The 13,938-nt window shown below is 44.6% G+C and carries 8 protein-coding genes; 4 read left to right on the top strand and 4 right to left on the bottom strand.

All coding sequences use genetic code 11. From position 1 onward, the window contains the following. The first annotated feature begins 6 nt into the window (after positions 1 to 6). The 4 genes from aspA to H540_RS0103465 all read left to right on the top strand — a co-directional run bounded on the left by aspA (position 7) and on the right by H540_RS0103465 (position 5,727). Positions 7 to 1,443, top strand: a complete 1,437-nt coding sequence (gene aspA, locus H540_RS0103480) for an aspartate ammonia-lyase (protein WP_028399434.1) — start codon at positions 7 to 9, stop codon at positions 1,441 to 1,443. Between the two features lie 223 nt (positions 1,444 to 1,666). Then, positions 1,667 to 3,361 carry an NAD-dependent malic enzyme gene (locus tag H540_RS0103475; protein WP_028399433.1) on the top strand — a complete coding sequence of 565 codons (1,695 nt, stop codon included), beginning with the start codon at positions 1,667 to 1,669 and terminating at the stop codon, positions 3,359 to 3,361. 115 nt (positions 3,362 to 3,476) lie between these two features. Next, on the top strand, positions 3,477 to 4,790 hold the full coding sequence (locus H540_RS0103470) for an ATP-binding protein (protein WP_028399432.1): 1,314 nt from the start codon (positions 3,477 to 3,479) through the stop codon (positions 4,788 to 4,790). Positions 4,791 to 4,794: 4 nt separating this feature from the next. Then, positions 4,795 to 5,727, top strand: coding sequence for a response regulator (locus H540_RS0103465; RefSeq protein ID WP_028399431.1), 933 nt, complete (start codon positions 4,795 to 4,797; stop codon positions 5,725 to 5,727). A 112-nt stretch (positions 5,728 to 5,839) separates the two neighbouring features. Here the strand turns inward: H540_RS0103465 and odhB are convergent, their stop codons facing one another. The 4 genes from odhB to H540_RS0103445 form a co-directional block, all read right to left on the bottom strand. Then, positions 5,840 to 7,108 (bottom strand): 2-oxoglutarate dehydrogenase complex dihydrolipoyllysine-residue succinyltransferase, encoded by a 1,269-nt coding sequence (gene odhB, locus H540_RS0103460; protein WP_028399430.1) that lies wholly within the window; start codon positions 7,106 to 7,108, stop codon positions 5,840 to 5,842. Positions 7,109 to 7,259: 151 nt separating this feature from the next. Beyond that, on the bottom strand, positions 7,260 to 10,127 hold the full coding sequence (locus H540_RS0103455; protein WP_028399429.1) for a 2-oxoglutarate dehydrogenase E1 component: 2,868 nt from the start codon (positions 10,125 to 10,127) through the stop codon (positions 7,260 to 7,262). A gap of 780 nt (positions 10,128 to 10,907) precedes the next feature. Then, positions 10,908 to 13,121, bottom strand: coding sequence for a HAMP domain-containing sensor histidine kinase (locus tag H540_RS0103450; RefSeq protein ID WP_028399428.1), 2,214 nt, complete (start codon positions 13,119 to 13,121; stop codon positions 10,908 to 10,910). After that, positions 13,099 to 13,791: a response regulator transcription factor gene (locus H540_RS0103445; RefSeq protein WP_028399427.1), complete on the bottom strand. Its 693-nt coding sequence runs from the start codon at positions 13,789 to 13,791 to the stop codon at positions 13,099 to 13,101. The genes H540_RS0103450 and H540_RS0103445 overlap by 23 nt, the downstream gene beginning before the upstream one ends. Between the last annotated feature and the right edge of the window lie 147 nt (positions 13,792 to 13,938).

The raw sequence follows: 13,938 nt of genomic DNA, 5'->3' as shown, positions 1-13,938 counted from the left end.
AATCGGATGGAAGTAAATGAAATAAAACAAAACGTGCGGATTGAAAAGGATTTCTTAGGAGAAAAAGAGGTACCGGCGGATGCTTATTACGGCATTCAAACATTGCGCGCTGTTGAGAACTTTCCTATCACAGGGTATACCATTCATGAAGAGCTCATTAAGGCTTTGGCTATCGTCAAGAAAGCGGCCGCTCTTGCTAATATGGAAACAAAGCGTCTGTACGAAGGGACAGGCAAGGCAATTGTGGAGGCTGCTCAAGAAATCATCGACGGCAAATGGCACGATCATTTCATTGTTGATCCAATTCAAGGCGGCGCAGGAACATCGATGAACATGAATGCGAATGAGGTCATTGCCAACCGTGCGCTTGAATTGATTGGAAAAGAAAGAGGAGACTACTTTCATATCAGTCCAAACAGTCATGTGAACATGTCACAGTCTACAAATGATGCTTTTCCGACTGCGATTCACATTGCAACATTGAATATGTTAGAGAAATTATTGGACACAATAGAATATATGCATGGCGTATTCGAGCAAAAAGCGAAGGAATTCGACCATGTCATTAAAATGGGCCGGACGCATCTGCAGGACGCTGTACCGATCCGTTTGGGCCAAGAGTTCGAAGCGTATGCCCGCGTGCTTGCCCGCGATATAAAGCGCATCAAACAATCACGCCAGCATTTATACGAGGTGAATATGGGCGCGACAGCGGTGGGAACCGGCTTGAACGCGGACCCTCGCTACATTGAAAGCGCAGTTGAGCATCTTGCTGATATCAGTGGCTTTTCGCTTGTGGGAGCAGAGCATCTTGTGGATGCGACACAAAACACGGATGCTTATACGGAAGTATCAGCTGCACTCAAAGTATGCATGATGAACATGTCCAAAATTGCCAATGACTTGCGATTGATGGCTTCCGGCCCTCGTGCCGGACTTGGTGAGATTACATTGCCTGCCCGTCAGCCGGGCTCATCCATTATGCCCGGGAAAGTCAACCCGGTCATGCCTGAGGTTATTAATCAAGTCGCTTTCCAAGTGATTGGCAACGACCATACGATTTGCCTTGCATCTGAAGCGGGACAGCTGGAATTGAATGTTATGGAACCAGTTCTCGTATTTAATTTGCTTCAATCCATCAGTATTATGAATAATGCATTCCGTGCGTTTACAGACTATTGTTTAAAGGGAATTGGAGCAAACGAAGAGAGAATGAAGGAATATGTGGAAAAGAGTGCGGGCATTATTACGGCGGTGAATCCGCATATCGGTTATGAGGTCGCTGCACGCATAGCAAGAGAGGCGATTTTGAATGGGCAGCCAATTCGCGAACTATGTTTGAAATATGATGTATTATCGGAAGAAGAACTCGATTTAATTTTGGATCCTTACGAAATGACACATCCAGGTATTGCAGGTGCAGTTCTTTTCGAAAGACAGTAAACTTGTACATGTCAAGCAAAAGAGGGCGCAGTAGCCCTTTTTTGCTTGACATACGGGACATGTCTAGCTCCGTCTGCTAGGTGCTGCCACCAGAGAACCTCGAAGGCTCCTCTTTTCTTTATGTCTAGCTCCGCCGGCTAGGTACTGCCGCAGTCTCCGCTTTTCTTACTTGATATGTACAGGGATCAACAGCAGAAGTTTGATTGGAAAAGGAAGGGATTATATGTATAAATTCACGGTTACTCCAAGCGGGGAAGTGGAAACTGCCTTGCGCGGTGTGGAATTACTGGCTGTACCGTTGTTGAACAAAGGGGTTGCATTTACGCAGGAGGAGAGAGAGGCTCTGGATTTAACAGGATTATTGCCGCCGGCGGTGCTGACGCTCGATGAACAGGCGCGCCGCGCTTATGAACAATTTTCCTCGCAGCCGAGCGATTTGCATAAAAATGTTACGTTAACAGCACTACATGACCGAAATGAAGTATTATTTTACCGCATACTAACAGATCATTTACCTGAAATGCTACCGATTGTATATACACCGACGGTAGGAGAGGCAATTCAGCGTTACAGCAATGAATACCGCAAACCACGTGGAGTATACTTATCCATCAATGATACAAACGGTATTGAACAGGCGTTTAAAAACTTCGGAGCCAGTGCGGAGGATATCGATTTAATTGTTATCACTGACGGGGAAGGGATTTTAGGAATCGGCGACTGGGGTGTCGGCGGTATTAATATCGCGATCGGCAAATTAGCCGTTTATACGGCCGCAGCTGGAATCGATCCCGGTCGTGTGATGCCTGTCATTTTAGATGTGGGCACAGATCGTGAAGAGCTTCTGAACAATCCGTTCTACATCGGAAATCGTCATCCGCGTGTTCGGGACGAGCAGTATGATGCGTTCATTGAGCAGTTTGTAAGTACGGCGTCAAGAATGTTTCCTACCGCTTTGCTGCATTGGGAGGATTTCAGCTCCAAAAACGCGCGAAACATTTTAGAGAAGTATCGAGATAAGGTTTGCACATTCAATGACGATATACAAGGTACAGGAGCCGTATCGCTTGCTGCTGTTCTGGCGGCAGTGCAAGCTTCCGATATTCCGCTGCGTGAGCATCGCGTTGTCGTATTCGGCGCAGGTACGGCTGGTATCGGAATTGCCGATCAGGTACGTGATGCGATGGTGCGCGAAGGGCTTTCATGGGAAGAGGCGAATCACAGATTTTGGTGCATTGACCGGAACGGTTTGCTGACAGATGATATGGACGAATTGTACGACTTTCAGCGTCCGTATGCGCGTCCTGCTGAAGAAAGCAACGCGGGAGCAGGCTTGGCTGAAGTCGTTCGTCAAGTGCATCCGACTATTTTAATCGGAACTTCAACCGTTGCAGGAGCATTCACTGAAGACATTGTGAAAGAAATGGCAGCGCACGTTGAAAGACCGGTAATTCTGCCTATGTCCAATCCAACGCCGCTAGCGGAGGCAAAGCCTGCCGATTTAATCTATTGGACAGAGGGACGGGCTCTAGTGGCAACCGGAAGCCCGTTCCCTCCTGTAACATATGACAAAACAGTGTATGTAATCGGACAATCCAATAACGCCCTTATTTTCCCGGGGCTTGGGCTTGGAACGAACGTGTCCCGTGCCCGTATCATTACTGACGGCATGTTCGCGGCGGCGGCGAAAGCGGTGGCAAGCATGATTGATGTAAGTAAGCCGGGCGCGCCTTTACTTCCGCAAATTGAGGATCTTCGCGCCATTTCGGAAATCGTCGCGATAGAAGTGGCAAAAGCGGCTGTTGCCGATGGTGTGGCACGAATGAAACATGACGATATAAAGCAAGCGGTTCGAAACGCAATGTGGGAGCCGGTCTATCGGCCTATAAAAGCAACAAACGAAATAGTTATAGGATAACGGACGAGGATACAGCTTGTTTATAAAAGCAAGCTGTATTTTCTTATGTATGATTGTATGGGAGGAAATTGTGTTTATAACTATAAGGCGGTATAATAGTAGCAAAAATCAGGAAGTGGCGGATTTGAAACGGGATCAATTGCAAAATAAAGATTTCTCGATTATTATTGCTCTTATGATTACTGTACCGATTGCAGGTGAATTGAACTTTCACCCATTCAATGATGTATTTCGCGTCAGCTTTGGGACGCCTATTTTCTTCTTTTCTTTATTGTTCTTTCGTAAAATTTCACCTGTTGTCATGGGATTGTTAGTAGGAACATCAGTGTTGGCGTTCCGTGTTTTATTGGATTGGATGATGCAGGGAAACTTTAGTCTAGCGACATCGCTCATCGTGCGCTATCCGGCGTTCTTCTACTATTTTACATATGCATGCCTGTTTTATTTGATGAGGGTCAATCGTTTTCAGCATAACCCTTTGCTTATGGGATGTTTCGGTATTGCGATTGAAATCGCGTCCAGCCTTACGGAGATGATGCTTTATCAACTTTTTGTGAGGAATGCTGTGACGATAGTCGTATTGAACAAGATTATCATTATTGCGGTGTTTCGAAGCTTTTTTGCTTTGGGCTTCATCAATATGATGAGACTGTACGAATTACGGCTGAAAGAATCGCAAGTCCGAAAGGAAAACGAAAATATGATCATGCACCTTTCGAACTTATATATAGAGACCGTTCATTTGAAAAAAACACTGCAAAACGCGGAAACAATAACAAAAGAATCTTACGATTTATATCGAAGCATGAACGATTTTAAACAAGATCAAAAGCTTCCAATTGAAGATTGGGGAAAAAAAGCTTTACGAACAGCCGGAGAGGTGCATGAAATCAAAAAAGATAATCAAAGAATTTTTGCCGGTCTTTCGAAACTCATTTCAAGCGAAAATCTGCCGGAATATATGAATGTACATGAGCTGGCAGACATGGTTGTCCGAATCAATCAGAAATATGCGTCGCTGTTAGGAAAGAAAATCGAATTTGTGTCGCAGATAAAGGGGCAGCATCCGAATTATCACATTTACCTTATGCTGTCTTTTATCAACAATTTAGTCGCGAACGCAGTAGAAGCGATTGAAGATACAGGTACAATCACCGTTTCGATAGATAAAGAGGATGATTGGATCGATTATAAAGTGGCCGATGACGGTCCAGGAGTTCCGGCAAAATATAAACAGCTCATTTTTAAACCGGGGTTTACCTCTAAATATAGAGAGGATGGAACACCGTCTACAGGAATCGGGCTGTCTTATATAAAAGAAATGGCAGAGGAACTGGGAGGAGAGGTTATACTCCGGGATAGGCAAGGAAAGAACGGATGTATTTTCACCATCCGGCTGCCGATCCGCAGTTTAGCAGAGAAAGGATGAGTTTATGCATTTTTATATTACGGACGATGATGAAGTCTTTCGATCTATGCTGTCACAAATCATAGAGGATGAAGAATTGGGAGAAATTGTAGGGGAAGCGGAAGATGGCTCTTTCGTAGATGAACATACGCTGGCTATCAAGCATGTCGATATTTTATTCATTGACTTATTGATGCCGATCCGGGACGGAATTGAAACGATTCGCAGCATTATGCCGTCATTTAAAGGGAAAATCATCATGGTTTCCCAAGTGGAATCCAAAGAGCTGATCGGAGAGGCCTATTCCCTTGGAATTGAATACTACATCACAAAGCCGCTGAACAGAATTGAAGTATTATCGGTTGTACAGAAGGTCATGGAGCGCATTCGTTTGGAACGATCCATACAAGACATTCAGAAGTCACTCAGCAATGTATTTGATTGGAATCCTGCAAAAGAACAAAAGCCATCCTCTGAGGAGAAGAAAATTACGGATTGGGGGCAAGTTCTTTTATCTGAACTGGGCATAGCCGGAGAAAATGGAAGCAAGGACTTGCTGGATATCATCGATTATTTGTACCACTATGAGACCGAACGAGAATTTGAGATGGGATTTCCTACCTTAAAGGATATCTTCACCCATATCAGCTTAAGAAAATTAGGAACTGCCGCTTCACAAGATGAGATTGACAGAGAGAGAAAGGCGTCCGAACAGCGCGTTCGCCGGGCGATCTACCAGTCATTGAATCATTTGGCATCTCTCGGTCTCACCGATTTTGCGAATCCGAAATTTGAGAACTACGCGCCGAAGTTTTTTGATTTTACAACAGTGCGTCAACGAATGACGGAATTAAAGCAAGCATCTTTGACTTCAACGACGCATACGCGGATTAATGCCAAGAAGTTTATTCAGGTTTTGTATTTCGAGGCAAAGCAGCTGCTAGTCGAGGGATATTAGAATGTAAATGTGAGCAATGCAAAAAACCTCAATCCTTTAATAAAAAAGGATTGAGGTTTTTTATGTTGCAGCTTGGGATTGAACGAGCGATCCCGCGGAACTATATAACTTATTAACCTTCTAATAACAACGATTTTGGATCCTCTAACAGTTCCTTAACAGTAGCAAGGAAGCTAACTGCTTCTTTTCCGTCCACGATGCGGTGATCGTAAGAAAGGGCGATGTACATCATCGGACGGTTTTCCATACGCTCTGCATCAATCGCAACCGGTCTTAATTGGATTTTATGCATACCGAGAATACCTACTTGCGGGCCGTTTAAGATCGGTGTTGACATCAAGGAACCGAAGACGCCGCCGTTTGTAATCGTGAATGTTCCGCCTTGCAGCTCTTTCAAGGTAAGTTTGTTATCACGGGCTTTTTTGCCAAGCTCGCCGATTTCTCTTTCGATCTCAGCGAAATTCAATTTATTCGCATCGCGTACGACAGGAACGACTAATCCTTCCGGAGCTGATACTGCGATTCCGATATCATAGAACTTCTTGAGGATAAGCTCGTCGCCTTGAATTTCCGCGTTTAAAAGCGGGAATTGCTTCAATGCCGCCACAACAGCTTTTGTGAAGAAGGACATAAAGCCAAGACGCACATCATGCTTTTTAAGGATTGCATCTTTGTACTCTTTGCGAAGGTCCATAACAGCCGTCATGTCCACTTCGTTGAATGTCGTTAACATTGCAGCCGTTTGTTGTACTTCTACAAGACGGTTTGCGATTGTTTGACGGCGGCGGGACATTTTCACGCGCTCTACTGGCTTGTCAAAATCAGTGTCCACCTTGATTGCAGCCTGACGAGGTTTTTCGGCTTTCGGTGCTTCTTGTTGTACCGGTGCCGGAGTATGTGCTTTCACATCATGCGGTCTGATTCTGCCAAGCGGATCGCTGCTGCGCACTTCGTTCAAGTCGATTCCCATTTCACGCGCCAATTTTCTTGCAGCAGGTGAAGCGATAGGGCGCTCTGTATTCGGAAGCCCTTGCATTGGCTGGATGCTTTGCGGAGCGGCAGCTTCTTCCTTGACTTCCGGCTCAGATACTGTAGCTTGTGGTGCTGCAACTTGTGGTGCTGCGGCTTCCGGTACGACTGCCCCTTCATTGTCTTCTAAAATCGCGATGACATCGCCGACTTCAACCGTATCGCCAGGTTCTTTCAGCATTTTTGTCACAATACCTGAGTATTCCGTATTGATTTCGAGGTTGACCTTATCTGTTTCAAGCTCAACTAAGCTTTCTCCTTTGTTCACTTTGTCGCCCACGTTGATGAGCCACTGTGAGATGGTTCCTTCTGAAATAGATTCTGCAAGTTCAGGTACTTTGATTTCGATCATGTCCAACTTCCTCCCAATTTGCCTAACATTGATATTATAAGTTTTTCAAAGATAAAAAATTATAAAATTTTCGTGATGTCTAGCTCCACCGGCTAGGTGAAGAATCAGAGAACCTCTGATTCTTCACCTGAGCGAGCCGGTTCCGCTTTTCTTAAATGTGAACGAACTCTTTTTCTAGTTCAGTTTGTCCAAGCGTATGACTAACGTCTAGCGTACAATTGATGATTAGCTCTTGTTCCGCTTTGTGCGTCTGCGGATCGCCGCCTGACGGGCTTGAACGATCCGGACGTCCGATGTAGCCTGCTTTTACATTGTCGGAAGCAAGCTCGAACAGAATTGGTGCTATATAATGCCAAGCGCCCATATTCCTCGGCTCTTCCTGTACCCATACGATTTCTTCTAGGTTTTTATAACGCTCGATAATCGATTTAACTTTGTCTTTCGGGAACGGATACAGCTGCTCAACGCGGAGGATATGCAATTCATCCAAATTGCGCTGTTCTTTGCCGGACTCGATTTCCGCTGTCAAATCAATTGCCATCTTGCCAGTGGTTAAGACAAGACGTTTTACTTTATCCACTTCTCCTCCAAGGTGCGGCTGCTCCAGCACGGTTTGGAATCTGTCTTCGCTGAGCAAAGCAGAAGGTGAAGCTGTAAGCGGATTGCGCAGTAAGCTTTTCGGCGTCATAATCACTAACGGACGGACAAAGTCTGTTCCAAGAGCCGCTGCTTGACGGCGCAAAATGTGGAAATACTGTGCCGCGCTTGTCAAGTTCGCCACTGTCCAGTTGTTTTCCGCAGCCAGCTGCAAGAAGCGCTCTGGGCGTGCACTGGAGTGCTCCGGACCTTGTCCCTCATAGCCGTGAGGCAATAGCAAGACAAGTCCTGACTTTTGACCCCACTTCGCTCTTCCCGCCGAAACGAATTGATCGAAGAGAGCCTGCGCCGTGTTGGCGAAGTCTCCGTATTGCGCTTCCCACATAACAAGTGTTTCAGGAGCGAATACATTATAGCCATATTCAAAACCTACCACAGCGGCTTCTGAAAGCGGGCTGTTATGCACCGCAAAGGAAGCACGGGCCTGCGGCAGACGATGCAGCGGCGAATATGTTTCGTTCGTCTCTGTATCATGCAATACAATGTGGCGCTGTGCGAACGTTCCGCGCTGTGAATCTTGTCCTGTCAGACGAATTGGCGTTCCTTCTTGTAAAATTGTCGCAAATGCCAATGCTTCAGCAAGCGCCCATTCCACTTTTCCGCCGTCTTCGAATGCGCTTTCGCGGCGTTCCAGAATTTTTTTCACTTTCGGATACACATGGAACTCTTCCGGCCACTCTAACAGAGCGCTGTTCAATTCGCGAAGCGTTTCAACCTGCACGCTCGTATCCATACTTGGCATTCCGTTTGCAACCACTTCAGGTATTTGTACATCCGCTACGGTATGCTCCGTGTTTTTCGGAGAAACTTGAGCGTATTCAGCCTTTAGGTGTTCTTGAATGAACTGGCTGATTGTTTCAACTTCTTCCGCGCTGAGAACGCCCTTAGCTTGTAGCTGCTCGGCATATAAAGCTCTTACAGTCGGGTGTTTGCTGATTTTTTTATACACAAGCGGCTGCGTAACTGCAGGATCATCCATTTCATTGTGACCGAAGCGGCGATATCCCACCAAGTCGATTACGAAATCTTTTTGGAAATGAGTGCGGTATCGGTAAGCAAGGTATGCAGCGGCAAGACAAGCTTCTGGATCATCCGCGTTCACATGCACGATCGGGATATCAAAGCCTTTCGCAAGATCGCTCGAATATCTTGTAGAGCGGGAATCATAGCTGTCCGTTGTGAATCCTACCAAGTTATTGGCGATGACATGAATTGTTCCGCCTGTGTGATATGCGTTCAATCTGCCTAAGTTCAGTGTCTCGGAGACAATTCCTTGACCTGGGAACGCTGCATCACCATGAACTAAAATCGCAAATGATTTGGAAACGTCTTGCTCCGGAGAACCGGCTTTTTGGCGATTTTCTTGAGCAGCTCTTGCAAATCCTTCCACAACAGGATCCACAAACTCAAGATGGCTCGGGTTGTTCGCTAAGGTAACTCGCGTTTGTACAGTATCGGATCCAACAAGTTGCTCTTTTCCTAAATGGTATTTCACATCGCCGGTCCAGCCTACACTGGATGAATCTTGTTTAGCTTTAGAATGCTGGAATTCGGAAAACATATGGCTGTACGGCTTTTCTAATACATGCGCCAATACGCTGAGCCGTCCTCTATGCGCCATTCCGACCATAACATCACGCACGCTGTCCTTGGCACCTTCAGAAATGACTTCATCAAGCATAGGTACAAGCATGTCGACTCCTTCGATGGAGAAGCGCTTTTGGCCGACGAATGTTTTGTGCAAGAATTGTTCGAAGCCTTCGACTGCTGTCAATCGCTTTAAGACAGCAATTCGTTTTTCGTTATTCAATGAACTTAGAGAACCTGATTCGACCATTCTCTGAAGCCATGCGCGTTCTTCGCTGTCTTGTACATGATCAAACTCAAATGCTAAAGATTTCGTATAAATATCTTTCAATTTACGAACCGCATCAAGCGCTGTCCGAATGTCTCGCGGTGCATCTGCCCAAATCATTTTGGCTGGAATCGCTTCCAAATCGGCGTCGCTCAGTCCGTATGTTTCCGGATGTAATGAAGGATGCACGTCCGTTTGTTCCTCTATTGGATTGATGTTTGCTGACAGATGGCCGTATGAACGAATGCTGTCAACTAGTTTTACGGCTTTGATAACTTTCTCAATATCTGCCGCGTTTTGAGAGGAAGCTGCGCTTATGCCGCTTTCATTGGATAAATCCATATCAAGAGAAGGAGGAGCGCCCCAGTTTTCAAAAAGCTCTTTTAATTCCGGATCAACGGAATCTCCTTCAGTCACATAACGATCATATTGTTCAATGACATAACCTAGGTTGGGACCATGGAACTTGAACCATGGGTTATTCGTAATTGTCTTTTTCTTTGTCATTCGACAAAACCTCCTGCGTTTGGACCTCTCCTTAATACTGAAAAGAGTGTGATTTGCGCTCTTTTCAAAATTGCTGAATCGCTAATACATATTATTTACTTTCTGTTTCTTATGTTATCAGAATAATTTATATAGGCTAGAAACTATTACTTATCTGTTTTTTAAAAAAGCGTTCATAAATACTTATCGCTGCATGAAATCCCTTTCATTCTGAAATGGACCGCGCTGAAAAAATGAAGATAAGTTCATTGAATTATTGCTGAAAACAAGATCGTGAAAGCAAATTTAAGCATGAAAATCTTGCTATAATTGATAGAATATTCAAATAAAATCTCCTTGTGAATACATATATCGATATAGTAAGCGTTTTCAGATATATTATACAAAAATTTGCTAGAGTATAGCAGAGAAAATGAATAAAAGTACCATGAATTTAGTGGAGAATCCATCTTTTTTATTTTCTCAACAAAGGTTGTTAACTTTTTAAAAGATTTTTAGATTACGAGGAAAAATGTTTTATTGGTATAAAAATGACGATGGAAAATAAAGCATTATAAGGGGGGGATAAGTTCAAACGATTTATAGCTTTGTTTGTTGTTCTTATTTTCGTTTCTTGTTCTTTTGGTATTTCATCCGCTTCGGCCGGCACTGTCCAACCGTACGATTGTGCGTTCTGTGTATATTGAGAAATAGGGGCCTGAGTTATATGTTTACCGGATTATTTTTTTTAAAACGTCAAAAATCCCTGACCATTGCGATCAGGGATTTTTGCATTTTATATTAATTCAGTATCGCTTCTAACGCAACAGTGACCTTGAACAAATCTCCGTCAAGCTCGATATCGAGGCTTCCGTCATGCAAATCGACAATAGATTTGGCGATCGCCAGCCCGAGACCTGAGCCATCTGTGTGACGGGACGTGTCTCCTCGTTTAAACCGCTCCAAAAGCTCATCCGTATTTTTGCCAAGCTCGTATTTGGAAACGTTTTTGAATGTGATAACCGCTTTGTCTTGCAGGCAGTTTACCGAGATGTATACCCTTGAGTGTTCTAGCGAATATTTAAGAATGTTACTGATTAAGTTATCGAATACGCGCCACATCTTCTGCCCGTCCACAAAGGCGTATATGTGTTTTTCGGAATTGGTCACGCGAAATTGGAGCGTGGATTCTTTTATCTTATCATCGTGTTCGGCCAGAGTCTGCTGTAAAAGCTGTACGATGTCAGCCTTTTCTCTAGCAAGCTCTATGCTGCCGCTCACCATTTTAGATGCCTCGAATAAGTCATCGATCAGGACTTTTAATCTCTTCGACTTGCGGTCGATGATTTCAACGTATGCGGCACGTTCGTCGTCGGTCAATTCTGGTGTTTTCAGCAACTCGGTATATGTAATGATAGACGTTAATGGCGTCCGTAAGTCATGACTGACATTGGTGATAAGTTCTGTTTTAAGACGTTCGCTTTTCGCTTGTTCCTTTTGCGAAGAGGTCACATTGCTTTTTAATATGTTAATGTTTTTGGCAAGGTCTGCTAGTGCTGTTTTGCCTGTAACCGGGAGGTCTTGCTGTAGATTGCCGCTTGCGAGTTCGTTCACTTGAGTGACGATGCGGTTGAAGTAGCCGGTGTTTTTGACGATATAGATAATAATCGGAATTCCTAGCAAAATGCAAGCCGGCACGTACAGTAAGATCGAGGCATTATAAATAGCCACGAAAATAGCACCAAAGCCTAGCGAAAACACGATGAAAAGCAGAATAAACACTTGTGCGCCGACGCTGCGAATCAAAAATGCGCGCTGGAGAGCTTGCCACATTTTATAAAGTAGTGTTCGCTTCCACACGTTATGCAAAGAGCGTACCTGTTTCAGTTCTTCCCGCAGCAGCCATGCTTGCATGAAAGCAATCGTCACAAAGAGCGCTGAAATGAGGAGACTTGTAAGGATGTTTGTTATCGACATATATACATTAAAGCTGTGAAAAGAAAACGGTTTGTTCTCTGTAGTGCATACAAATGCTATAAGTGCTGTTACCAAGAAAAAAACGATCCTAACATCAATCGGTGCGCGAGTATAATGAGCTTTCCAGCGGTCTGTTGGGGCGAACGGCTGGATCCGCTTCGTTTTGTATAAATACATACTTACGAGCAGCATAAGCACGGCGATTGCCGCATAGATGAAAAAACGTTTTTGGCTTTGTTGATAATATTTGTACTCGCTCATGACTGAAGAAGACGTGTCCACCCACTTTGGCACGGCGATTATTCCTTGAAACGAACCGTATGTGACAGGAAATCCGGTTTCTATGCCGAGACCTCGTCCCTCTGTGGACATGGATCCTGTTCTGGTGGATTCGGGTAAATGGCTGATAAACAACATATCTGGTTCGTTGAGAAGCTTTTGAGCGGATTTATAATCCTCCGTGTTCAAATTCGTATGGACTTTTCCCGTAGAAGTGTCCTTCAAATAATACTTGAAGGCTTTATCAAGGTCTTCGTATTCAGAACGCATCTGCTCGAGCGCTTTGTAATATTCATCCACTTGCTTTTCCGTTTCCTTAACGACTTTTTCGCGGACATATGCATCGTCTTTAAAGTTGTTCGTAATATCCGCGATTTTCTTGTCGCGCTCAGCTGTATACAGGTCAGCCGCATCCTTGTTGCCGGCTGCGAGCGCCTCTTGAATTTTTCCTTCATACTGTTGTTTTATGTTCGTGATTTGCTCTGATAAATCGCCGTACCGGTAACGGTGCTCTTTAATTTGCTCGTCGGTGACTGTGATTTTTTGCTTGGCGTCCTCTTTGCTTATATAGTTCAGGTTAAAAGCGCTCAGCAAATCCAAATATCGGCTGCGCGTATCGAGGAACGCCTGCGTATGGAAGTAATCCTTTTGTGCGTACTCTCCGCCATTCGATATAATGGACAGCACGCCGCTTATCCCGATTGTAAGCATAATGAACCAACCGAACCATGCAATTCTATTTTTCCATTTTATATCCAATCCCCCACACCACCTTTAAATATCTTGGATTTTTCGGATCAATTTCAATTTTTTCGCGGATATTCCGAATATGTACGGCAACCGTGTTTTCGGGATTGAAGCAATGCTCCTTCCAGACGCGTTCGTAAATTTCATGAATCGAAAACACGCGTCCCGCATTCGTCATCAGCAATTCCGCAATCCGGTACTCGATCGGCGTCAGCTTCACGGCCTCATCGTGAATCCTTACTTCCTTTGCGGCTTGATCCAGCGTAAGGCCGTTCAAATCAATGACCCTCGCTTTCCCTTCATATGTACCGAGAGTCACGTACCGCCTCAACTGCGATTTGACCCGTGCGATAAGCTCAAGCGGGTTGAACGGCTTCGTGACATAATCGTCGGCTCCGACTTGAAGGCCCAGCACCTTATCCGCATGTTCACTTTTGGCGCTCAGCATAATGATTGGAATGTTTTTTTGCTCGCGTATTTTGAAAGTGGCAGAAATGCCGTCCAGACGCGGCATCATGATGTCCAGCAAAATTAAGTGGATGTCATGCGCGTTCAACTGCTCCAGCGCTTCGATGCCGTCCTTCGCTTTTACTACATTGATGCCTTCATTTCTCAAGTAAATTTCAATCCCGTTTCTGATTTCTTCATCGTCATCTACAACAAGCACATTGAATTGATTCATCGCTATCACGCTCCTTTCGAAAGTATATCACATGTCTTTTTGCCTCCTTATTGTAGGTTATAAATCTTAACAGCGGGCGATGGGATTTCTTAAGACTTTCTTAAGGAGTTTTATAAAAAAAGCGAAGAGGGGTTTCACGGAAGGAAA

Source organism: Ectobacillus panaciterrae DSM 19096 (genome assembly GCF_000430785.1).
Taxonomy (GTDB): Bacteria; Bacillota; Bacilli; order Bacillales; family Bacillaceae_G; genus Ectobacillus; species Ectobacillus panaciterrae.
This window is presented reverse-complemented; position numbering and strand designations above follow the sequence as displayed.

Bases quoted from the DNA above. Each gene is read 5' to 3' on its own strand.
- aspA (WP_028399434.1), top strand. From the start codon at position 7: ATGGAAGTAAATGAAATAAAACAAAACGTGCGGATTGAAAAGGATTTC.
- H540_RS0103475 (WP_028399433.1), top strand. From the start codon at position 1,667: ATGTATAAATTCACGGTTACTCCAAGCGGGGAAGTGGAAACTGCCTTG.
- H540_RS0103465 (WP_028399431.1), top strand. From the start codon at position 4,795: ATGCATTTTTATATTACGGACGATGATGAAGTCTTTCGATCTATGCTG.
- odhB (WP_028399430.1), bottom strand. From the start codon at position 7,108: ATGATCGAAATCAAAGTACCTGAACTTGCAGAATCTATTTCAGAAGGA.
- H540_RS0103455 (WP_028399429.1), bottom strand. From the start codon at position 10,127: ATGACAAAGAAAAAGACAATTACGAATAACCCATGGTTCAAGTTCCAT.
- H540_RS0103445 (WP_028399427.1), bottom strand. From the start codon at position 13,791: ATGAATCAATTCAATGTGCTTGTTGTAGATGACGATGAAGAAATCAGA.